Source organism: Rhizohabitans arisaemae, assembly GCF_025996515.1.
Classification (GTDB): domain Bacteria; phylum Actinomycetota; class Actinomycetes; order Streptosporangiales; family Streptosporangiaceae; genus Rhizohabitans; species Rhizohabitans arisaemae.
Genome location: NZ_BLRH01000060.1, coordinates 312580 through 334900, shown reverse-complemented (window position 1 = coordinate 334900; position 22321 = coordinate 312580). Strand labels below are relative to the sequence as shown.

Here is a 22321-nt window from a genome sequence, read left to right as displayed (position 1 = left end):
CCTGGCGTTCTTGGCGATCACGTGGAAGTCCCCCACACGTAACCGTGTGGGGGACTTCTGCAAGGTCTCGGGAAGGGGATGTGGATGACTGCCACGCCGGAGCCGGCAGTGGAGCTGAAGGGGATCGTCAAGCGCTTCCCCGGAGTGGTCGCCAACCGCGACGTCTGCCTGAAGGTCCAGCGTGGCCACGTCCACGCGGTCGTCGGGGAAAACGGGGCCGGCAAGTCGACCCTGATGAAGATTCTGTACGGCATGCAGCGGCCGGACGAAGGGGAGATCCGGATCAACGGAGCCCCGGTGACCTTCCGCTCGCCTTCGGACGCCATCGCCGCGGGTATCGGCATGGTCCATCAGCACTTCATGCTCGCCGACAACTTCACCGTGCTGGAGAACGTGATCCTCGGCAGCGAGCCACGCCAGGCCGGTACGGTCATCGACTTCTCCGCGGCCAGGAAGCGGATCCGCGAGATCTCCGACGCCTACGGCCTGGGCGTGAACCCCGACTCGCTGGTGGAGAGCCTCGGGGTCGGCGACCGGCAGCGGGTCGAGATCCTCAAGGTGCTCTACCGCGGAGCCAAGATCCTGATCCTGGACGAGCCGACGGCCGTACTCGTCCCGCAGGAGGTCGAGGAGCTCTTCGCCAGCCTGCGCGGGCTGGTCCGCGAAGGGCACACCGTCCTGTTCATCTCGCACAAGCTCGACGAGGTGCTCTCCGTCGCGGACGAGATCACCGTGATCCGCCGCGGCACCACCGTGGAGACCGTGAACCCCGGCCAGACGACGGCCCGGCGGCTCGCCGAGCTCATGGTCGGCAGCGAACTGCCCGTACCGGAGCTCCGGGAGTCCACGGTCACCGACGTCGTCGCGCTCGCGGTCGAGGGCCTGACCGTGCGTACGCCCGAGGGTCGGCCGATCGTCGACGACGTCTCCTTCGAGATCCGCAAGGGCGAGGTGCTCGGGATCGCCGGGGTCGAGGGCAACGGCCAGGCCGAGCTCGTCGAAGCGATCATGGGGATTCGCCCGGCCGCCGGGACGATCCGGCTGAGCGACACCGACATCACCGGCTGGACCACCCGGCGGCGCCGGGTGAGCGGCGTCGGTCACATCCCCGAGGACCGGCACCGGCACGGACTCCTGCTGGAGGCCCCGCTCTGGGAGAACCGGATCCTCGGCCACCAGACCGAGAAACCCAACGCCAAGGGGCCCTGGATCGACCGATCGGGCGCCCGCAAGGACACCGCGAGAATCGTCGACGAGTACGACGTCCGCACCCCGGGCATCGACGTGCACGCGTCCGCCCTCTCCGGCGGGAACCAGCAGAAGCTGATCGTCGGCCGGGAGATGAGCGGCGATCCGGTGGTGCTGATCGCCTCGCATCCCACCCGCGGGGTCGACGTCGGCGCCCAAGCCGCGATCTGGGACCACCTCCGGGCGGCGCGCGCCCGCGGACTCGCCGTACTCCTCATCTCCGCCGATCTCGACGAACTCATCGGTATGTCCGACACCCTCAAGGTGATCTGCGGCGGAAGGATCGTCAGAGCGGTGGACCCCCACAACGTCACCCCCGAGGAGCTGGGTTCGGCCATGACCGGAGCCGGGGGAGAGGCATGATCTCCCGTTTCAACGTCCGTTCGGCGGCCTTGACCCTGGTCGCCCCCGTGCTCGCGATCGTGCTCGCGGTCGGCATCACCACGGTGGTGCTGCTCGTCTCCGGCGACGAACCGCTGGAGACCTTCGGCTACATGGTCGATTACGGTTTCCAGCCGCGGACCATGGTGCTCACCCTCAACCTGGCGACCACCTACTACTTCTCGGCGCTCGCGGTCGCCATCGGGTTCAGAATGAACCTGTTCAACATCGGGGTGGACGGCCAGTACCGGCTGGCCGCGCTGATCGCCGCGGCGGTCGGCGGTGCCGTCACCCTCCCGGCGCCGCTGCACGTGACCCTCACCGTCCTGGTCGCCGTCCTGGTGGGCGCCTGCTGGGCCGGCCTCGCCGGCCTGCTCAAGGCGACCCGGGGGGTGAGCGAGGTCATCTCCACGATCATGCTGAACGTCATCGCGACGGGTCTGGGCGCCTGGCTCCTGCACACCGACCGGCTGGCCGTCGCGGTGTCGGGCAGCAACAACATCGGGACCAAGCCGATCGGGCCCTCCGGCCAGGTGCCGGGGCTGCATCTGATCGCCGGGACCGAGGTGAAGGTCTACGGGTTCGTCGTCGTCGCGGCACTGGCGGGCATCGGCTTCCACTTCATGCTGAACAGCACCCGGTTCGGCTTCGACCTGCGGGCGACCGGGCGTTCGGAGAGCGCGGCGGTGGCCAGCGGCGTCAACGTCAAGAAGATGATCGTGGGAACCATGGTGCTCTCCGGCGCGGTCGCCGGGCTGGTCGGCATGCCGCAGCTGCTCGGCGCGTCCTACTCCTACAGCCTGGACTTTCCCACCGGACTCGGCTTCACCGGTATCGCGATCGCCCTGCTGGGGCGGAACAACCCCCTCGGCATCGCCTTCGGCGCGCTGCTGTGGAGCTTCCTGACCAACTCCGCGAGCATCCTCGACGTCCACCAGATCTCCAAGGAGATCGTGATCATCATGCAGGGCGTGATCGTGCTCTCCGTGGTCGTCGCCTACGAGCTGGTCCGCAGGTACCGCAAGTCAGCCGAGCAGCGCCGGGTCGGCCAGGAGCTGGCCGCCACCGCGGAACCGGTCAAGGGGTGAGGGAGCGATGAGCGTCACAGGAGTCACCGCGAGTGTTCCGCTGCAGACACCCCCGGCCCGCCGGACCAGGCTGACCTGGCCGTGGATCCTGATCGGCCTGGCCGGGCTGATCGTTTTGCTCGCCGTGGTACGGGTGGCGACCGGGGCGGACGACCTCACCTCCGAGGGCGCGGTCAACGCGGCGGTCCGCGCGGCCGTCCCCATCGGGCTCGCCGGCCTCGGCGGCCTCTGGGCGGAGCGGGCGGGCATCGTCAACATCGGCCTCGAAGGCATGATGATCCTCGGCACCTGGTTCGGCGCCTGGGCCGGGGTGGCCTTCGGGAACCCCTGGGCGGGGGTGGTCGCGGGCGCCCTGGGCGGCGCGATCGGCGGTCTGCTCCACGCGCTCGCCACGGTCACCTTCGGAGTCGACCACATCATCTCCGGTGTGGCGATCAACATCGTCGCGTTCGGCGTGGTGAAATACCTGTCCAGAGTGATCTTCACGGAGATGCAGGGCGGCGGGGAGACCCAGTCCCCGCAGATTCCGCAGATCGACCCGGTGAGCCTGCCGTGGATCGGAACGCCGTTGCGGGCGCTGGGGGAGAAGGAGTGGTTCCTCATCTCCGACTTCGCCAACGTCCTGCTGGGGCTCACCCAGAACGTCTCACCCTTCACGCTGCTGGCGATCCTGCTGGTGCCGCTGACCTTCTGGATCCTGTGGCGTACGGCCTTCGGTCTCCGGCTCCGCTCCTGCGGCGAACGGCCGGTCGCGGCGGAGTCGCTCGGCGTCAACGTCTACTCCTACAAGTACATCGCCGTCGTGGTCTCCGGGGCGTTCGCCGGACTCGGCGGGGCGTTCCTGGCGATCGTCGCGGCGGGGATCTACCGGGAGGACCAGACCGGCGGCCGCGGCTACATCGGCCTCGCCGCCATGATCTTCGGAAACTGGCGGCCGGGCGGTCTCGCCGCCGGCTCCACCCTCTTCGGGTACACCGACGCGCTCCAGCTGCGGCAGGGCGGCACGTCGGTGCACGCCCTGCTGCTGCTCGTCTCGATTCTGCTCGTCGGCATCGCGATCTATCAGCTGGTCCGGCAGAGCCGGATCCGGGCTGCGGTCGTCACCGCCGTCGGCGCCGCGCTCGTCTTCGTCGTCTACGCGGTCACCGACACCGTGCCGGAGCAGTTCACCCAGTTCACCCCGCACCTGGTGACGCTGCTCGTGCTCGCCTTCGCCTCGCAGCGGCTGCGCATGCCCGCGTCGGTCGGCTTGCCCTACCGGCGAGGTGAATCCACGTGATCGACTGGACGGGGTTGCGGGCGCAGGCCCGTACCGCGATGCTGCGCGCGTACGCGCCGTACTCCCGCTTCCCCGTCGGCGCCGCCGCCCTGGTGGACGACGGCCGGGTGGTGGTCGGGTGCAACGTGGAGAACGCCTCGTACGGCCTCGGCCTGTGCGCCGAGTGCGGGCTGGTCTCGGCGCTGCACTCCTCGGGGGGCGGTCGGCTGACCGCGTTCACCTGCGTGGACGGGAACGGGGAGCTGCTCGCCCCCTGCGGCCGATGCCGTCAGTTGCTCTTCGAACACGGCGGCCCCGAGCTTCTGGTCGACACGCCGCAGGGGCCGGTGCGGATGGCGGAGTTGCTGCCCTACGCCTTCGGTCCCGCCGACTTGGACAGGCTCGGCGGCACGACCCACTGATCGGTGAGCATCTCGCCGAGGACCGCCAGGTGCGTGGAGCGGGCCTCGGCGTGCCGGCTTCGGCCTTCGCCGGTCATCTCCACGAAGATTCCGCGGCGGTCCATGTCGCACATCGCCCGGACGACCAGCCCTGCGCTCTCCAACCGGGCGATCAGGCGGGACAGCGCGCTCTGGCTGAGGCAGACCGCGTCGGCGAGCTCCTGAACCCGGAGCTTGCCGTGCGTCGCTTCGGCGAGCCGATCGAGCACCTCGTACTCGCTCGCGCCGACGTTGTGCCGGTCCTGGAGCGTGCGCTCCAGCGAAGCCCAGATCATCGCGTGTCTGCAGTGCATCGAACGCCACGTTCTCACGAGGTCTTCTTCGGTCACAGGGCGGATTATAGCCATGGCGGGGATTTAATGCATCTGCATTAAATTGCTATGCATCTAATGCATGTGCATGTAATCTTGGCGCACATGACTTCTACAGCGGATACCGAGCGCTGGAACGGACGGCTCTGGGCCACCCTCCTGGTCGTCTGCGCCGTGGTGTTCCTCGACGCCCTCGACGTCTCGATGGTGGGTGTCGCGCTGCCCTCCATCCGGGACGAGCTCGGCCTGACGACCTCGGAACTGCAATGGGTCGTCAGCGGCTACGTGCTCGGGTACGGCGGCCTGCTGCTACTCGGGGGCCGGGCCGCCGACCTGCTCGGGCGCAGGCGGGTCCTCATCGTCGCCCTCGCCGTCTTCTCCGGCGCCTCCCTCCTCGGCGGGCTGGTGAGCGACGGCGGGCTGCTCATCGCGGCGCGTTTCGTCAAAGGGGTGAGCGCCGCCTTCACCGCACCCGCCGCCCTGTCCATCCTCACCACGACCTTCGCCGAAGGCCCGGCGCGCAACCGGGCCATGTCGATCTTCGCCGCCACCGCGGCCAGCGGATTCTCCCTTGGCCTGGTGCTGTCCGGACTCCTCACCGAGGTCGGCTGGCGGTGGACCTTCCTGATGCCCGGCCCGGCGGCCCTCCTGGTGCTCCTGGCGGCGATCAAGTTCGTTCCGCGTACGCCGCAGGAGCGCGGGCGGCAGGGATACGACCTGGCCGGCGCCGTCACCGGGACCGGGGCCATGCTTCTGCTCGTCTTCGGCGTCGTGGAGGCCCCCGAAGCCGGCTGGACGTCCCCGCGGACCGTCCTCGTCCTCCTCGCCGCGGTGCTGCTGCTCGCCGCCTTCCTGCGGATCGAGACGCGTAAGCCGTACCCGCTGGTCAGATTGGGGATTCTCCGCTCGGGCCCGGTCGCTCGGGCCAACATCGGGGTGTTCGTGCTGTTCGGCTCCTATGTGAGTTTCCAGTTCGTCGTGATGCAGTATCTGCAGATCGGCCTCGGCTGGTCGGCGCTCGAAACCGCTCTCGCCTTCCTGCCCTCAGGCGTCATCGTCGCGCTCACCTCCACCAAGATGGGCGCGGTGGTGGACCGGTACGGGACCTCTCGCCTGGTCGCCGTCGGCGCCGTCGCCCTGCTCACCGGGTATCTGCTGTTCCTGCGCATGGACTCGGCGGGGCACATCCTCTGGGTGATCCTGCCCGGCATGGTGCTGCTGGGGGCCGCGTTCGCGCTCAGCTTCACCTCGTTGAACGTCCAGGCCACCGCGGGCGTCGACGACGAGGAGCAGGGCCTGGCCGCGGGGTTGGTGAACACCTCGATCCAGCTCGGCGGCGCGGTGATCCTCGCCGTCATCACGGTGGTGCTGACCGCGAACGGGCAGACCTTCGACCCGGACGCGCTCCGGCCCGCCTTGCTGGTGGTGACGGGATTCGGGGTCGTCGCCCTCGTCGTGTCGCTCTTCGGCCTCCGGGCCAGGAGGCAGGCTCCGGGGCAGCCTGAACCGAAGGAGACCCTGGAAACCGTATGACTCTGGACATTGTTGGTTAGATGGCTGGCATGAGCTTCGATGCGATCGACGTCATCGTCACCAAGCGGGACGGCGGCGAGCTGTCCCGCGCCCAGATCGACTGGGTGATCGACGCCTACACCCGGGGCGTCGTCGCCGAGGAACAGATGTCCTCCCTCGCCATGGCGATCCTCCTCAACGGGATGACCCGCCGCGAGATCGGCGAGTGGACGGAGGCGATGATCGCGTCCGGTGAGCGGATGGACTGGTCCGCCCTGGATCGGCAGACCGCGGACAAGCACTCCACCGGCGGCGTGGGCGACAAGATCACTCTTCCGCTCACGCCGCTGGTCGCCGCCTGCGGGGTGGCCGTGCCGCAGCTCTCCGGCCGAGGGCTCGGTCACACCGGCGGAACCCTGGACAAACTCGAGTCCATCCCCGGCTGGCGGGCCGCGCTGAGCAACCGGGAGATGTTCGGCGTCCTGGACTCCGTCGGTGCGGTGATCTGCGCGGCGGGCTCCGGGCTCGCCCCCGCGGACCGGCGGCTCTACGCGCTCCGCGACGTCACCGGGACCGTGGAGTCGATCCCGCTCATCGCGTCGTCGATCATGTCGAAGAAGATCGCCGAGGGGACCGGATCGCTCGTCCTCGACGTCAAGGTGGGGTCGGGCGCCTTCATGAAGACGATCGGCCGGGCCCGGGAACTCGCCGAGACCATGGTGGCGATCGGCGTCGACCACGGGGTGCGCACCGTCGCGCTGCTCACCGCCATGGACCGCCCCCTCGGCCGGGCGGTCGGCAACGCGCTGGAGGTGACCGAGGCCGTCGAGGTGCTCGCCGGCGGCGGCCCCCGCGACGTCGTCGAACTGACCGTGCGGCTGGCACGGGAGATGCTGGAGCTGGCCGGGACGGACGGCAAGGACCCCGCCGACGCGCTGGCCGACGGATCGGCGATGGACGTCTGGCGCCGCATGATCGGCGCCCAAGGCGGGGATCCGGACGCCCCGCTGCCCCGGGCGGCCGAGAGCATGACGCTCACCGTGCCGGGCTCCGGGGTGGTGACCAAGCTGGACGCGCTCGCCGTCGGGGTGGCGGCGTGGCGGCTCGGCGCCGGGCGGGCCAGGAAGGAGGACCCGGTCTCCTTCGGCGCCGGGATCACCCTGCACGTCACGGTCGGCGACGTCGTCCGCAAAGGCCAGCCGCTCATGACCCTGCACACCGACGAGACGGCCAGGTTCGACCGGGCCCTGCGCACGCTCGAGGGTGCCTGCGAAGTGGGCCCGTCGAGCAGTCCCGACCAGCTGCCCCTGGTGATCGACCGCATCACGGCGGGGTGAACCGGACGGCCGATCCGGGCATCTAACCGGATGACCTTCCAACTGAACAACCGAAGAAAGGGCGCGCCATGCGACGTGTGCCAGTGATGGCGATCGCCGGTCTGTTCCTGCTCACCGCCTGCGGAGCGGCGGGCCCGGCACAGGTGCGGGGGGCGCCGTCGCCGGTCCGGGACGCCTCGGTCTCCACCGCTCCGGCGGTCACCGCCACCACCCCGGCCCCGGCGGAGTCCACCCCGCCCCCGACCACCGAGCCGCCCGCCTCCCTCGCCCCGCCGACCGGTGTCAAAGCGGTGGAGGTCAAGCGCTCCCCCGCCGAGGCCCCCTTGGTGAAGGGGGTGCGCACGGCGCGTCATCCGAAGTTCACCCGCGTCGTGCTGGACCTGGACGGCGTCCTGCCCGGCTATCGCGTCTCCTACGTCGACCGTCTGGTCCGGGACGGCTCCGGCGAGCCCGTGAAGCTGAAGGGCGGCGCGTACCTGCAGATCGCCATGTTCCCGGCGAACGCCCACCGTCCGGACGGCACCTCCACCTGGACCGGGCCGGACACCGTGAACGTGGGGCAGAAGGGGTTGCGCAACGTCGTGCTCATCGGGGATTTCGAGGCCGTGGTCACCGTGGGGCTGGTCCTGGAACGCAAGTCGGGGTTCCGGGTGCTGGAGCTCAAGGAGCCGAGCAGGCTCGTGGTCGACGTGGCACACTGACGTGGCACACTGTGTGGATGGTCAGGCATATCACAGCGGCGGCACAGATCCCGGTCCCCGGCGGGAAGATCATCAATGAGTACGCCGGGCGGGTGAACACCGGAGACGAGCGCGCCTCGGTGGCGCACATGACGGCACCCCCGGGGTGGTCGGAACCCGCTCAGACGCCGAAGTTCGCCGAGTACACCTTGGTACTGCGCGGCTCGTTGACCGTCGAGCACGACGGGGGCTCCGTCCAGGTGGACGCCGGTCAGGCGGTGGTCACCGAGCCGGGTGAGCGCGTCAGGTACTCCGTGGGCCCCGACGGCGCCGAGTACGTCGCCATCTGCCTGCCCGCCTTCGCCGTGGACCTCGCCGCCCGGGACGAGGAGTGACCACGGGAACCACCGGGGTGTGTTCACCGTGCCGCGGCCGGTAACGTGGCGACCGTGAGCCATCTGCCGACGATTGACGAGATCCGCCAAGCGCCCAAGGTCCTGCTGCACGACCATCTCGACGGGGGAGTGCGCCCGGAGACCATCATCGACCTCGCGCGGGCGAGCGGGTACACCCGCCTGCCCACGACCGACCCCGGTGAACTCCGGCGGTGGTTCCGGGACGCGGCGGACTCCGGTTCACTCGAGCGCTACCTGGAGACCTTCGCGCACACGGTCGGCGTGATGCGGACGAAGGAGGCGCTGACCCGGGTCGCCCGGGAGTGCGCCGAAGACCTCGCCGCCGACGGGGTGGTCTACGCGGAGATCCGCTACGCCCCCGAGCAGCACATCGGCAAGGGACTCACCCTGGACGAGGTGGTCGAGGCGGTCCTGGAGGGGTTCCGGCAGGGACCCCCGAAGATCAGGGTCGGCACGCTGCTCACGGCCATGCGGCACGCGGCGCGGTCCCATGAGATCGCCGAACTCGCCGTCCGCTACCGGGACGTGGGGGTCGTCGGCTTCGACATCGCGGGCGCGGAGGCGGGGTACCCTCCCACCCGGCATCTGGACGCCTTCGAATACCTGCAGCGGGAGAACGCCCACTTCACGATCCACGCCGGCGAGGCGTTCGGGCTGCCCTCGATCTGGCAGGCGATCCAGTGGTGCGGCGCGGACCGGCTCGGCCACGGCGTCCGCATCATCGACGACATCTCGATCTCGGGCGACGGGACGGCGAAGCTGGGCAGGCTCGCCGCCTACGTCAGGGACAAGCGGATTCCGCTGGAGATGTGCCCGACCTCCAACCTGCAGACGGGCGCCGCCACCTCGATCGCCGAGCACCCGATCGGCCTTCTGCGCCGCCTGAACTTCCGGGTGACGGTCAACACCGACAACCGGTTGATGAGCCAGACCTCGGTCTCCGAGGAGTTCGCCAAACTCGTCACCGCGTTCGGCTACGGCTGGGACGATCTCCAGTGGTTCACCGTCAACGCGATGAAGTCGGCGTTCATCCCCTTCGACGAGCGGCTGGCACTGATCAACGGAGTGATCAAGCCGGGGTTCGCGCAGTTGAAATGGGCGGTCGGCCGACCGTGAAGCCGACGGTCTTCCGCTCCAAGTTCGCGCTCGTCGTCGCCTACGTCTGGTTCGCGTTCGCCTTCGTGAACGCCGTCGACCTGGTGCTCCGCGGCCGGGACGCCTACGCGCTGCTCGGTGGCGCCATCCTGCTCGCCTTCACCGTCGCGATCTACCTCACCTGCTTCCGTCCGCGCATCGTCGCCGGGGACGAAGGGGTACAGGTCCACAACCCGTTCCGGGACGCGTTCATCCCGTGGAGCGCGGTCGACGACATCACGGTCTCGCACTCGATCCGGATCAGCGCCGGGGAGACCGTCGTCCGGTCGTGGACCCCGCAGACCTCCTCCAAGGAGAGGCGCCAGGCGCTGCGCAAGGGTGTGGCGACCAAGCCCGGTCTGAAGGAGAGGGACGCCGAGTCGTTCCGGGGGGTGACCCACGCGGACTGGGTGGCCCGGCAGCTCTCCGAGTTCGCGGTCAGCCGCCGGCCGAAGAAGGGCGATACGGCCGCGGCCAAGGTCGCCTGGTCTCCGGTCGCGGTCGGTCTCTCCCTCGCCTCACTGGCCCTGCTGGCCGTCTCGATCGTCGCCGTCCTCGTCTGACGGTACGGGCGGCCCGCCGGGCCGGGGGCCGGTGCCCGGCCGGTCCGCGAGGTAGGCGATGACCTCGCCGATCGGGACGGTGGTCTGGCAGGCGGTGTCCATGTCGCGGACGGTCACGCGGCGTTCGGCCTTCTCCGCCGGGCCCTGAATGAGGGTGTGGCGGGCCCCGCGGTCCGACGCCCACTTTAGCTGCTTGGCGAGTTTGCCGCTGGAGCCGAGGTAAACACCGGTGCGAAGCCCCGCGCGCCGCAGACGGGCCGCCAAAGCCAGGAGCCCGGGGGCGTCGTCCTCGTCCAGGATGGTGACCGCGACGTCAAGCCGGTCGGACTCGCCGTCTGAGTCGGGGAGGAGGGCGAGGATCCGTTCGATCCCGAGGGATCCGCCGACCGCGGGCAGGTCGGGCCCGCCGAGCGAGGCGACCAGGCGGTCGTAGCGCCCCCCGGACGCGATGGAGCCGGGCATGCCCGGGGCGACCACCTCCCAGATGGCCCCCGTGTAGTAGTCGAGCCCTCGGACGAGGCGAGGGGTGAACGTGACCCGGCCCGCCGGTACCACCCCGCCCACCAGCTCCAGCAGCCGGCCCACCTCCGCCAGGCCCGCCTGCCCGCACGCGTTCCCGGTGAGGGCGGAGCGCACCCGCTGCACCGAGTCCTCGGCGACCAGGTCTTCCACGAGCGGTTTGGCCGCCGCGGCGGACAGCCCCCGCTCCTCCAGCTCACGGACGACCTCGTCGGGGGAGAGTTTGTCCAGCTTGTCCAGGGTGATCAGCACCCGCCCGCCGATCTCGGCGGGGACTTCGTAGCAGTCGAGCAGACCGGTGAGCACCTTGCGCGAGTTGATCAGAAAACGGAAGCCCGGCACCCCCAGCGCCGTGAGCGCGGCGTCGACCGCGCAGAGCACCTCGGCGTCGGCCGGGAGCGCGCCGGAGCCGACGATGTCCACGTCGCACTGGACGAACTCCCGGAACCGTCCCCGGCCCGGCCGGTCCGCCCGCCACACCGGCCCGATCGCGTACCGCTTGTACGGCATGGGCAGTCGCCCGCCGTACCCGCCCATGACCCGGGCCAGCGGCACCGTCAGGTCGTAGCGAAGGGCCAGGTCGGCCTCTCCCGTGGCCTCGTGTTCCCCCCGGCGCAGGATCTTGAAGATGAGTTTGTCGCCCTCATCCCCGTACTTCCCGGTCAGAACCTCCAGGCGCTCAAAGGCCGGTGTCTGCAACGGGTCGAACCCATAGCTGTCGAAGACACCCCGGACCACCGCGAAGGCCGACTCCCGCCGCCGGTGCTCGGCGGCCAGGAAGTCACGGGTACCCGACGGCGGCTCCAAGGATTGCCCAGACCAGGACATTCTCGCCTCCCCGAATGATCAGCAATGTGACCTAGTGTAATCACATGGTCACCCGTGATCGGGTTCGTTAGAGGTTGAGCAGGAGCCTGAGATCGGTGCGGAGGGCTTCCAGGTCGGTGGCGGCTTCCGCCCGGGCGGCTTGGACGGTGGTGGTGACGGGGACGACGACTTCCAGGTAGGCCTTGAGTTTGGGTTCGGTGCCTGAGGGGCGTACGACGACGCGGGCGCCGCCGCTCAGGTGGTAGCGAAGGCCTTCGGTGGGGGCGAGGCCGGCCACTCCCGCGGTGAGGTCGTCGACGGATTCGACGGTGCGGTTCCCCAGCCGGGCCGGGGGACGCGCGCGGAGCCGGGCCATCGCCTCGGTGATGAGGCCGAGGTCGGCGACGCGGACGGACAGGGGCGCGGTGGCGTGGAGTCCGTACCGTTCGGCCTGGTCGTCGAGGAGGTCGAGGAGGGTCTTCCCGTGGGCTTTGGCTTCGGCGGCGAGGGCGGCGACGGTGAGCGCGGCGCCGATGCCGTCTTTGTCGTGGACGGGCAGCCCGGTGTCGGAGCCGACGCTGTAGCCGAGGGCTTCCTCGTATCCGAAGACGAGCCGGGTGTTCCCGGGCGCCGACTTCATGATCCATTTAAAGCCGGTGAGCGAGAGGGCGTGGCGGACGCCGTACGACTCGGCGATCTTGGCGAGGAGGGTGGAGGAGACGATCGTGGTGGCCACGGATCGGCCGTCTCCGCAGGTGTTCGCGAGGACGTATTCGGCGATGAGCCCGCCGACCTCGTCCCCGGTGAGCATCCTGGATCCCACCGCGACGGCGCAGCGGTCCGCGTCGGGGTCGTTGGCGATCACCAGGTCGGCGCCGGTCCGCCGGCCTAGGGCGAGCGCGAGGTCCATCGCGCCGGGTTCCTCGGGGTTGGGGAACGACACGGTGGGAAAGTCCGGGTCGGGCAGGGCTTGGGCGGGTACGACCTCAGGCTCGGCGAATCCCGCTCGGACCAGCGCGGAGACCAGGGTGGCACCTCCCACGCCGTGCAGCGGCGTGTAGGCGATCCGGAGCGCGCGGGCCGAACCGGTCGGCAGCGTGGCGAGGGCGGCGAGGTAGGCTTCGGCGATCTCGTCGCCGAGCACGGTCCACCCCTCGCCGCGGGGCAGCGCGTCCACGGCGCCGACGGCGTCGATGGCGGCGGAGATCTCGGCGTCGATCGGTGGGACGATCTGCGCCCCGTCCCGCCAGTACACCTTGTAGCCGTTGTCCTGCGGCGGGTTGTGGGAGGCGGTCACCATGACGCCCGCGTCGGCGCGCAGGTGCCGTACGGCGAACGCGAGGACCGGCGTGGGCAGCGGGCCCGGCAGGACGGAGGCGCGCAGGCCCGCCCCGGTGAGGATCGCCGCGGTGTCGTGGGCGAAGACGTCGGAGTTGTGCCGGGCGTCGTACCCGATGACGACGTGCGCGCCGGGTCCGAGGACCGCGCTGAGCCCGGAGGCCGCGCGCATGACGGTGACCCGGTTCATCCGGTTCGGCCCCGGGCCGAGTTCGCCGCGCAGTCCCGCCGTACCGAATTCCAGTTTGGCGCCGAACCGGTCGGCGAGGGCGGCCTCGTCGTCCAGGAGGGCGGCCAGTTCGGCGCGGGTAGCCGGGTCGGGGTCCTGGGCGATCCACTTCCGCGCGGCCGCCGCCAGGTTCGCCGAGGTCATCGTTTCCTCAGATCCGGTCGATCACCTTGGCGAGCAGATGGCCCATCCGCTCGGCGGTGGCGGCGCCCACGGCGAGGACCTCCTCGTGGTTGAGCGGCTCGCCGGCCAGCCCCGCACCGTAGTTGGTCACCATGGAGAGCCCGAGGATCTCGGCTCCGGCCTCCCGGGCGGCGATCGCCTCCAGCACGGTGGACATGCCGACCAGATCCGCACCGATCGTACGGAACATCCGGATCTCGGCGGGGGTCTCGTAGGTCGGGCCGCGCAGTGCCAGGTAGACGCCCTCGGTCAGGCCGGGGTCGACCTCCAGGGCCAGTTTCCGCAGGCGGGGTGTGTAGACGTCGGTGAGGTCGATGAACGTGGCCCCGACGATCGGCGTCTGCCCGGTCATGTTGATGTGATCGCTGATCAGGATCGGCTCGCCCACCCGCTGCGTCTCCGGGCGGAGTCCCCCGGCGGCGTTGGTCAGCACGACGGTGCGCACACCGGCCGCGGCGGCGGTGCGGACGTTGTGCACGACGGGGTCGACACCCCGGCCCTCGTACAGGTGGGTGCGCCCCAGGAAGATTAAAACGTTCTTGCCCGAGGCGGTGACCGTCGCACGGACCCGCCCGGCGTGCCCGGCGACCGCGGGCGGCGCGAATCCGGGCAGTTCGGTGACCGCCATCTCCGCGGCGACCTCGCCGATCGCGTCGGCGGCGGGTAGCCAGCCCGACCCCATGACCAGGGCGACGTCGAAGGAGTCGACGCCGGCGCGCTCTCTCAATGAGTTCGCCGCAGCCCCGGCGAGTTCGTATGCGTTCACGATAGGGGAGCGTACCCGGGAGCGGCGGATCAGTCGCCGATGGACTTACACGGACGACTCCGCAGATCCTTCACGTAGTCGTCGGGCGCGCCCGCCCGCTCGGCCGCGTCGGCGAGGATCCCGAGGTAGCGCGCCGAGGGCAGCCCGCCCTCGTAGGCGTCGACCACGTACATCCAGGCGAGGACCTCGCCGTCCAGGGTCTGCACGCGCAGCCGTACCTTGTGGTAGATCCCCAGGTGGGCGCCTTCCCATTGATCCAGGGACGACTCATCCCATTCGGGGACGTCGTAGAGCACCACAAACACATGTTCGAGTGCGTCTTCGACGATCGTGGCGAGCGCGCCGTCCCAGCCGACGTCCTCCCCGGCGAAGGTCAGACGCCAGCCCGGCAACCAGCCCGAGCCGCGCATGGGCGAGTGAGGGGCCCGCTGAGCCATTTGCTTGGGGTCCATGTTGCTGCCGTAAGCGGCGTAGACAGGCACGACACACAAGGGTAGACCAGTGAGGACCAGAAGGGTGCCGCGGTGCGGGAGAATAGAGTATGTGACGAGTATTGTGATCGTTGGCGGCGGACCAGGCGGCTATGAAGCGGCGCTGGTAGCCGCCCAATTGGGAGCACAAGTCACGGTTGTCGAGCAAGACGGTCCCGGTGGAGCGTGTGTGCTCACCGACTGCGTGCCGTCCAAGACAATGATCGCGACCAGTGTGCGCAAGCAGGCCCTGATGGACGCCGCCTCGCTCGGTGTGCGCTTCGACGGCGGCGCCGACGGTGAGGTCGGCGGGGTCCACGTCGACCTTCCCCTGGTCAATCAGCGGGTCAAGGAGCTCGCCCAGGCGCAGTCCGCCGACATCGCGGCGCGGCTGGTGGCCGAGGGCGTCGAGGTGGTGCGGGGGACCGGCAGGCTTCGCGACCACCGGACGGTGGAGGTCGGGGATCGGGTCGTCGAGGCGGACACCGTGATCCTGGCCACCGGCGCCACACCGCGGATCCTGCCCGGCGCGGAGCCCGACGGGGAGCGCATTCTCACCTGGCGTCAGCTCTACGACCTGGACGAGCTGCCGGAACGGCTGATCGTGGTCGGGTCGGGGGTGACCGGCGCGGAGTTCGCGGGCGCCTACCAGTCCTGCGGTTCGCAGGTCACCCTGGTCTCCTCGCGGGACCGGATGATGCCCAACGAGGACGCCGACGCCGCGGAGGTGCTGGAGGAGGTCTACCGGCGCCGTGGGATGGACGTCATGGGACGTTCCCGTGCGCAGTACGTCAAACGCACCGGCGACGGCGTGGTGGTGACCCTGGAGGACGGGCGGACCGCCGAGGGCACCCACTGCCTGATGACCGTCGGGATGATCCCCAACACGCGGGGGATCGGCCTGGAGGAGGCCGGGGTCCGGCTGGACCGGAACGGCTTCATCGAGGTGGACAAGGTGTCCAGGACGTCGGCCCCCGGGGTCTACGCGGCCGGGGACTGCACCGGGATTCTCATGCTCGCCTCGGTCGCCGCCATGCAGGGCCGGATCGCCGTCTGGCACACGCTCGGCGAGGCGGTGCAGCCCCTCCGGCTGGGCACGGTGGCCTCGGCGATCTTCACCGACCCCGAGATCGCGACGGTGGGGGTCAGCCACCGCCAGATCGAGTCCGGCGAGGTCGAGGCGAACGTGGTGAAACTGCCGCTCGGCACCAACGCGCGGGCCAAGATGCAGGCGTTCGACGACGGGTTCATCAAGCTGTTCTGCCGTCCGCACACCGGGATCATCCTGGGCGGGGTCGTGGTCGCGCCGCGGGCCTCGGAGCTGATCCTCGGCGTCTCGGTCGCGGTGCAGCAGCGGCTCACCGTGGATCAGATCGCGCACACGTTCGCGGTCTACCCGTCGCTCTCCGGTTCGATCACCGAGGCGGCGCGCCGGCTCATGCAGCCGATCACGACGATTTGAACCGCACCCTTTCCAGCGCGTACCGGGCGTGCTGTACGGCTTCCGCGGCCACGGCGAGGTCCCCTGAGTCCATGGCGCTCCTGGCGGCGGTGTAGGCGTCCACGGCGTACCGGTAGTCCTCGTCGTCACCGAACCGGAACCGCACGTCGAAATCGAGGGTGTCGATCTCTTCGCCCAGCTGGACGAGGTCGGCCGCGACCAGCTGCCGTTTGCGGTCGGCGACCGAGCGCCGGCGCCGGTACCCCGCCCAGGTGAGCAGGACCACCCCGAGTACGGCCGCCGCCACGATCACCAGCAGGACCCCGGTCGGCCGCTCCTTGCGCCCCACCGCGGACTCTTCGGCCGCGACCGGCTTTCCGGTGTCCTCCGGGTCAGGCTCGGGCTCGTCGGGGACGGGCGGCTCCTCCCCGTCCACTCCCTTGCTCCCGGTGAAGTCGGCGTCCTGGGCCTGGATGAGGCTCGCCCCGGTGAGGTCGGCGCCGGTGAACCCCGCCCCCTTCAGCTTCGCCTGGGTGAGGTCGGCCCCGGTCAGGTTCGCATCGGTGAAGACGGCGTTGAGCAGGGTGCCCTGGCTCAGATCGGTCCGGGTGAGGGTCGCCCGGGTGAAGTCGGCCCGGCGGGCGTCGACCTGGCCGAGTTCGGCGTCGTGCAGGGTGGCGCCGACCAGCTTGGCGTCGTCGAGTTCGGCCTGGGTGACCGTGGCGCGGGTCAGGTCGGCCCCGCTCAGGTCGGCGTGCTCCAGCTTGGCTTGGAGGAGGTCGGCGTCACTGAGGTCGGCACCCCGGAAGTCGGCGTAGTTGAGCTGGGCCTGACCCATCTCGACCTCTTTGAGCGAGGCGTCCTTGAACACGGCCCGCTCCAGGCGGTACTGGCTGAGGTCGACCCCGTCGAGTTTCGCTCCCGTGAAGTTCGCGCAGCTCAGGTCCCGTGGGAGGTTCTCCACCCGGGTGAGGTTGCGGCCACGGTAGTCGGGTCCGCTGCCGGATTTGCACGCCGCCTGGGCGGGGGCGAGCCAGAGGGGGATCGCCGAGATCGCGGTGACGATGCTCAGCATGAGGGCCGACCGGAGACGCATGACTGAATCTTCTCGGTTGCCACCTGGGCGCACGCAAGGGTTTTCGGGGAATGACCGGCTTGGGGTGAGAAGTCTCACCGATCCCACCCCACCCGTCCGTCACTCGTCGTCGGAGCCCGCGGTCGCGGTGAGCGCGTAGCGGGCGGGTGCGCCGTACGGGGGGCGTCCGCCGGGGGCGACCCGGAGCTGCGCGGGCGCCGGTCCGACGCGGGGCGCGGCGTCGTCCGGATCGAGGTCGGGGATGATCCCGTCGGTCAGCAGCCGTGCCACCATCTCGGAGAGGGTGCCGGTGGCCCCGTCCCGGCGCATCAGGTCGATCAGGGAGTCCCGGACCGAGCAGAGTCGCCGGGTCGCCTCGGCGTGCATCTCGGTGAGCTGCTCCAGGCGCCTGGTCGCGTCGTCATTGATCACTTTCGCACGGTGCTCGGCCTCCGCGAGGATCCGGTCGGCGATTCCCCGAGCGCTGGTCAGAATCTGTTCCGCCTGCTCCCGTGAGACGGAGTTGACCTGCTCGGATTCCAGCCGCGCTCGCTCAACCACCTCCTCCGCCTGCTCCTGGGCGGCGCTGAGCATGTGGTCGGACTGCTTGCGGGCGCCGGCCAGCAGCCGCTCCACCTCCTCGGCCGTGTCGGCCTTGCGCTGCCTGGCCTCCTCCTCGGCGAGGTTCCAGATTTCCGACAAGCGCTTGCTGAGCTGCTCGTGGGGGGATCTGCCGGCGGTGCGGGCCGCGTTCAGCCGGTTCTGCATCGCCTCGGTGGCCTGGAGCGCCGTGGAGAGCCGCTCTTTCAGCGTGCATATCTCCCGCGTCGTCCGGATGATGTACTCGTCGACCTGTGGGCGGCTGTAGCCGCGGAGCTGGACTTCGAAGGCCGGGGCATCGCTCTCCGGCGTCAGGGGCGGTTCTGGTTCGGCCATGTCCGGCAACCTAACGGCGCCGGGGACGGGCCTCGGTCGGCAATACCCAGACGGAACGGCTTCTTGGCGGTTTGATGGGGTGTCGATCCCGGGCCGGAAACGGGTACGGCCCTCAGGCGCGAAACCGCCTGAGGGCCGTACGGCGCTTGTCGTGACTTAGAAGTCGCCGCCGAAGTCGAAGCCTCCGCCGAAGTCCCCTCCGCCGAAGTCGCCGCCTCCGCCGCCGAGGTCTCCTCCGCCACCGGCGTCACCGCCGCCGTAGCCTCCGTAGCCCCAGCCGCCCGACATGGCGCTGCCGAGGAGCGTGCCGACGAGCATCATGCTCATGAGGTCGCCGGCGCCGCCGTAGTAGCCGTAGGCGTAGGGCTGGTAGGCCGGACCGGCGTTCCAGTACGGCACCCGCTTGCCGTCGACCATGACCTCGCGCATCTGCGGGTCGTAGCCCTGCTCGATGGCGACCGAGTCGGCCGCACAGGCGGGCACGTCGCGCGGGGTGCCGCCGGGCGGGGCCCAGCGGACGTCGCGCACGGACGGGCCGTGCTGCGGGTTGAAGAAGCAGGGGACCCGCCGCTCGGGCAGCGGCTCCCGGTTGACGCGGGCCTTCACGCAGGCGAGGGCGTATCGGCCCTCCTCCAGCGCGCCGGTGACGCCGCGGAACTCGTCGGGGCGCTTGACCTTGACGAGCTCGGACTTGGCCCGCTCGTAGGAGTCGAGCGCCTTCTGCCAGTCGTCCAGGGTCTCGTGCCGGTTCTCCAGCATCTTCACGTCGAGGTCGAGGGCGGTGATCTCCTCGCCCAGCTTGGTGACGTCCTCGTCGACCGTCTGCTTCACCGCGGCGAGTTCCCGGGCCTCGCGCCGCTCGGTGTCCTTGCGCTTCTTGCGGGAGTAGGCGAAGAAGCCGAGCCCGCCGACGAGTCCGATGACCAGCAGGCTGACCAGGGCGCCGACTCCGGAGCCGGAGGAGGACGAGCCGGTCCCGGTGCTGACCCGGCCGCCTTCGGCGCGGACGTTCACCATGTCGACGAAGTCCTTCATCCCGGCGACCACGTCGGAGTTGGCGCTGGTGGCCTGGCGGGCCAGGCGGCCGGCCTCACCGGGGCGCAGGCTGCTGGAGCTGGCGAACAGGGTGTTGCCGTCCAGTACGGCGACCGCGAACTTGGTCTTTCCCTGGTCGCGCATCCCCAGGCCGAGCGTGCGGAGGAAATTCTCCGCGTTCGCGCCGGTCACCGTGTTGTCGGGGAGCGCGGCGACGTAGATCGGGTACTTGGAGTCCCGCAGGGAGCTTCGGATTTCGTTCGCCTGGGACGAGCTCAGCGCGGAGCCGGACTCGACGTAGAGCGGGTCGCTCTTCCAGGCCGAAAGGATCGTCTCGGGGTTGGGTACCGCGGCGTGGGCGGCGGGCGCCACCATGAGCGCCATCAGGAACACGGCGACGAGTCCGGTGGAAAGGGCGGCGATCCGCCCGGTGACGCGTCGGACACGGCGGATTTCACTCACGTCAAAAGCCTCCTTCGCCCTTGGAGACGAACGGCGTTACGGAAACGTTCCCGTCACAGGGAAAGTATTCCCTGGTCATCCACCGGTCTTCCCCCTCCGGCACCGGGCTCGCGCTCGCGGGCCCGCCCTTAGGAGCCTATGCGCCCCGCCGGTGTGGCGCTCGTCACGACGGGGCTTGACCGTGTCCTCAGACGTCCTTGATCTCGCAGATGGCGGTCCCACCGGAGACGATCTGCCCGACCTGGACGGTCAGGTTGCGGACGGTGCCGGCTTTGTGGGCGGCGAGCCGCTGCTCCATCTTCATGGCTTCCAGGACGACGACCGTGTCGCCGGGCGCGACCGTCGTCCCGTCCTCCGCGACGACCTTGACGATGGTGCCCTGCATCGGGGTGACCAGGGCGTCTCCGCCCAGGGCACTCGCCTGGTCCTTCTTCGCACCCCGCTTGGGCGCGGCGGCGGCGACTCCGCCCCGGCCGGCCCCCGCGGTCCCCAGCCCGGCGGGGAGCACGACCTCCAGCCGCTTCCCGCCGACCTCGACGACGACCCGCTCCCGCTCGGCCGGCGGGGCCGTTTCGGCGGCGACACCGGCGAAGGGGGGAATCCGGTTGTCGAACTCGGTCTCGATCCACCGGGTGTGGACGGTGAACGGCTCGCCGGTGAACGCGGGGTCCTCCAGCACCGCCCGGTGGAACGGAATCACCGTCGGCATGCCTTCGACCTCGAACTCGGCGAGGGCCCGGCGCGCCCGGCGCAGCGCCTCGTCCCGGGTGCGCCCGGTGACGATCAGTTTGGCGATCAGGGAGTCGAACGACTGGGGCACGGTCATGCCCGTCTCGTAACCCGAGTCCAGCCGCACCCCCGGCCCCGACGGCGGCCGCCAGGCCGAGAGCGTCCCCGGGGCGGGCATGAAGTCGAGCCCCGGGTCCTCGGCGTTGATCCGGAACTCGACGGAGTGGCCGCGCAGCGGCGGGTCGTCGTAGCCCAGCGGCTCGCCCTCGGCGATGCGGAACATCTCCCGTACCAGGTCGATGCCGGAGACCTCCTCGGTGACCGGGTGCTCCACCTGGAGCCGGGTGTTGACCTCCAGGAAGGAGATCACCCCGTCCTGGCCGACCAGGAACTCGCAGGTCCCGGCGCCCACGTACCCGGCCTCCCGCAGGATCGCCTTGGAACTGGAGGTGAGCAGGGCGAGCTGCTCGCCGGTGAGGAACGGCGCCGGGGCCTCCTCCACCAGCTTCTGGTGCCGGCGCTGCAGCGAGCAGTCCCGGGTGCTGACCACCACGACGTTGCCGTGGGTGTCGGCCAGGCATTGGGTCTCCACGTGGCGCGGACGGTCGAGGTAGCGCTCGACGAAGCACTCACCCCGGCCGAAGGCCGCCACCGCCTCGCGCACCGCCGACTCGTACAGGTCGGGGATCTCGGCCAGGTCGCGGGCGACCTTCATACCGCGCCCGCCGCCGCCGTACGCCGCCTTGATCGCGATGGGCAGGCCGTGCTCCCGGGCGAAGGCCACGACCTCCGCCACGCCCGAGACGGGGTCGGGGGTGCCGGGGACGAGCGGCGCGCCGACCCGCTGGGCGATGTGCCGTGCCTGGACCTTGTCCCCCAGCGCGTCGATCGCCTCGGGGGGAGGACCGATCCAGATCAGGCCCGCGTCCAGGACCGCGCGGGCGAAGTCCGCGTTCTCCGCCAGGAAGCCGTACCCGGGGTGCACCGCGTCGGCCCCGCTCGTCTGCGCGATCTTCAGCAGTTTGTCGACGTCGAGATAGGTTTCCGCCGGCGTCTGCCCGACCAGCGCGTACGCCTCGTCGGCGACACGGACGTGGAGGGCGTCGAGGTCTTGATCCGCGTAGACGGCGACACCGAGCAGGCCGGCGTCCCGACAGGCGCGGGCGATCCGTACGGCGATCTCACCACGGTTGGCGATCAGGACCTTCTGCACGAGTACCTCATCCTCCCTGGTGCCGTCGACCGCGGTGGTTGCCCGACGCGGTCTGTGAGGAGTTTAGGCCGCCCCCTTCGGCGGAACTTGGGCGCCCTCCGATTCCCGGGGCCGCCCGTCCGGCGTGCCCGGACCACGGTTTCCGGCCGGGCGCACGCCGGTCCGCCGGTGTTTTCGGCCGGCGAAATACGATCACGGATCGGATCCCCTTCGGTACTCGACGCCTGACGCGCCGGGACCGGCCGATTGGCGGATTGCGGGGATTGACCGCGTCTCATGACCGCACTTTATCCGCCGGATATGGCGCTTGAAATCTTCTGCAGAGCTCGAATGAATTTCACGGTTAATGCAGGCGATGGTTATGGATTCCTGTTTGCCTGCGTGGATTCACGTTATGGTGTGGGCCGAGTGCCCATCGAGACCGAGAGAAGGAGACCGCCATGGCGGATGGTTTTGTCGGCGGCGACCTCGCGGAGATGCAAAACATGTCCGCGCAGTTCAAGCAGCAGGCGGACCAGATCAGGCAGGTGATGGCCGCTCTCGACCGTGAGGCGGCGAAGATCGGTGTCGCGTGGAAGGGGGATCGCGCGAACCGCTTCAGAGACTCCTGGCAGAACTACCGCACCGCGTTCCAGCGGATGTCGGAGGAGATCGACGAGGCGGCGCGGTTCGTGAGCGCTTCCCGGGGGGACATCGACGCGTCCACGCGATAGCAGGCGTGACGGGCCG

General features: G+C 70.1%; 21 protein-coding genes. 12 read left to right on the top strand and 9 right to left on the bottom strand.

What is annotated here, in order from left to right; genetic code table 11:
• The first annotated feature begins 84 nt into the window (after window positions 1–84).
• From RUR_RS29985 to RUR_RS29970, 4 genes are read left to right on the top strand one after another with little or no spacing between them, the layout of a single operon-like run.
• A complete protein-coding gene (locus RUR_RS29985) occupies window positions 85–1611 on the top strand; it encodes an ABC transporter ATP-binding protein (RefSeq protein ID WP_283138576.1) in 1527 nt (508 codons plus the stop codon).
• The gene (locus RUR_RS29980; protein ID WP_283138575.1) at window positions 1608–2717 is read left to right on the top strand and encodes an ABC transporter permease; all 1110 of its coding nucleotides are present in this window, start codon (window positions 1608–1610) and stop codon (window positions 2715–2717) included. The genes RUR_RS29985 and RUR_RS29980 overlap by 4 nt, the downstream gene beginning before the upstream one ends.
• 7 nt (window positions 2718–2724) lie before the next feature.
• Window positions 2725–3996, top strand: a complete 1272-nt coding sequence (locus RUR_RS29975; protein WP_283138574.1) for an ABC transporter permease — start codon at window positions 2725–2727, stop codon at window positions 3994–3996.
• Window positions 3993–4397: a cytidine deaminase gene (locus RUR_RS29970; RefSeq protein WP_283138573.1), complete on the top strand. Its 405-nt coding sequence runs from the start codon at window positions 3993–3995 to the stop codon at window positions 4395–4397. Before RUR_RS29975 ends, RUR_RS29970 begins: the two co-directional genes overlap by 4 nt.
• Here RUR_RS29970 and RUR_RS29965 read toward each other — a convergent pair.
• Entirely contained in the window at window positions 4346–4765 is a 420-nt protein-coding gene (locus RUR_RS29965) for a MarR family transcriptional regulator (protein WP_283138572.1), read from the bottom strand. The two genes, RUR_RS29970 and RUR_RS29965, sit on opposite strands and share 52 nt — an antisense overlap.
• 87 nt (window positions 4766–4852) lie before the next feature.
• Between RUR_RS29965 and RUR_RS29960 the strand changes: the two genes are divergently transcribed.
• From RUR_RS29960 to RUR_RS29935, 6 genes are all read left to right on the top strand, one after another.
• Complete coding sequence (locus RUR_RS29960; protein ID WP_283138571.1) at window positions 4853–6280, top strand: MFS transporter; 1428 nt, start codon at window positions 4853–4855, stop codon at window positions 6278–6280.
• A gap of 29 nt (window positions 6281–6309) precedes the next feature.
• The gene (locus RUR_RS29955; RefSeq protein WP_283138570.1) at window positions 6310–7596 is read left to right on the top strand and encodes a thymidine phosphorylase; all 1287 of its coding nucleotides are present in this window, start codon (window positions 6310–6312) and stop codon (window positions 7594–7596) included.
• A 68-nt stretch (window positions 7597–7664) separates the two neighbouring features.
• Entirely contained in the window at window positions 7665–8297 is a 633-nt protein-coding gene (locus RUR_RS29950) for an AMIN-like domain-containing (lipo)protein (protein ID WP_283138569.1), read from the top strand.
• Between the two features lie 17 nt (window positions 8298–8314).
• Window positions 8315–8671, top strand: a complete 357-nt coding sequence (locus tag RUR_RS29945) for a cupin domain-containing protein (RefSeq protein WP_283138568.1) — start codon at window positions 8315–8317, stop codon at window positions 8669–8671.
• A gap of 54 nt (window positions 8672–8725) precedes the next feature.
• Window positions 8726–9808 carry an adenosine deaminase gene (locus tag RUR_RS29940; protein ID WP_283138567.1) on the top strand — a complete coding sequence of 361 codons (1083 nt, stop codon included), beginning with the start codon at window positions 8726–8728 and terminating at the stop codon, window positions 9806–9808.
• Window positions 9805–10389, top strand: coding sequence for a PH domain-containing protein (locus RUR_RS29935; RefSeq protein ID WP_283138566.1), 585 nt, complete (start codon window positions 9805–9807; stop codon window positions 10387–10389). The genes RUR_RS29940 and RUR_RS29935 overlap by 4 nt, the downstream gene beginning before the upstream one ends.
• Here RUR_RS29935 and hisS read toward each other — a convergent pair.
• The 4 genes from hisS to RUR_RS29915 all read right to left on the bottom strand — a co-directional run bounded on the left by hisS (window position 10345) and on the right by RUR_RS29915 (window position 14713).
• Window positions 10345–11736: a histidine--tRNA ligase gene (hisS, locus tag RUR_RS29930; protein WP_283138565.1), complete on the bottom strand. Its 1392-nt coding sequence runs from the start codon at window positions 11734–11736 to the stop codon at window positions 10345–10347. The two genes, RUR_RS29935 and hisS, sit on opposite strands and share 45 nt — an antisense overlap.
• A 67-nt stretch (window positions 11737–11803) precedes the next feature.
• Window positions 11804–13426 carry a phospho-sugar mutase gene (locus RUR_RS29925; protein WP_283138564.1) on the bottom strand — a complete coding sequence of 541 codons (1623 nt, stop codon included), beginning with the start codon at window positions 13424–13426 and terminating at the stop codon, window positions 11804–11806.
• 7 nt (window positions 13427–13433) lie between these two features.
• On the bottom strand, window positions 13434–14231 hold the full coding sequence (locus RUR_RS29920) for a purine-nucleoside phosphorylase (protein WP_428847034.1): 798 nt from the start codon (window positions 14229–14231) through the stop codon (window positions 13434–13436).
• Window positions 14232–14260: 29 nt separating this feature from the next.
• Window positions 14261–14713 (bottom strand): gamma-glutamylcyclotransferase family protein, encoded by a 453-nt coding sequence (locus RUR_RS29915; RefSeq protein ID WP_283138563.1) that lies wholly within the window; start codon window positions 14711–14713, stop codon window positions 14261–14263.
• Between the two features lie 61 nt (window positions 14714–14774).
• Between RUR_RS29915 and RUR_RS29910 the strand changes: the two genes are divergently transcribed.
• Complete coding sequence (locus tag RUR_RS29910; protein ID WP_283138562.1) at window positions 14775–16163, top strand: NAD(P)H-quinone dehydrogenase; 1389 nt, start codon at window positions 14775–14777, stop codon at window positions 16161–16163.
• Here the strand turns inward: RUR_RS29910 and RUR_RS29905 are convergent.
• The 4 genes from RUR_RS29905 to RUR_RS29890 form a co-directional block, all read right to left on the bottom strand.
• The gene (locus tag RUR_RS29905) at window positions 16150–17238 is read right to left on the bottom strand and encodes a pentapeptide repeat-containing protein (RefSeq protein ID WP_283138561.1); all 1089 of its coding nucleotides are present in this window, start codon (window positions 17236–17238) and stop codon (window positions 16150–16152) included. The genes RUR_RS29910 and RUR_RS29905 overlap by 14 nt on opposite strands.
• A gap of 99 nt (window positions 17239–17337) precedes the next feature.
• Window positions 17338–18153, bottom strand: coding sequence for a hypothetical protein (locus RUR_RS29900; RefSeq protein WP_283138560.1), 816 nt, complete (start codon window positions 18151–18153; stop codon window positions 17338–17340).
• A 156-nt stretch (window positions 18154–18309) separates the two neighbouring features.
• Window positions 18310–19650, bottom strand: coding sequence for a hypothetical protein (locus RUR_RS29895; protein ID WP_283138559.1), 1341 nt, complete (start codon window positions 19648–19650; stop codon window positions 18310–18312).
• 187 nt (window positions 19651–19837) lie between these two features.
• A complete protein-coding gene (locus RUR_RS29890; RefSeq protein ID WP_283138558.1) occupies window positions 19838–21592 on the bottom strand; it encodes an acetyl/propionyl/methylcrotonyl-CoA carboxylase subunit alpha in 1755 nt (584 codons plus the stop codon).
• Window positions 21593–22032: 440 nt separating this feature from the next.
• Between RUR_RS29890 and RUR_RS29885 the strand changes: the two genes are divergently transcribed.
• On the top strand, window positions 22033–22305 hold the full coding sequence (locus tag RUR_RS29885) for a WXG100 family type VII secretion target (RefSeq protein WP_283138557.1): 273 nt from the start codon (window positions 22033–22035) through the stop codon (window positions 22303–22305).
• Window positions 22306–22321 lie beyond the last annotated feature (16 nt).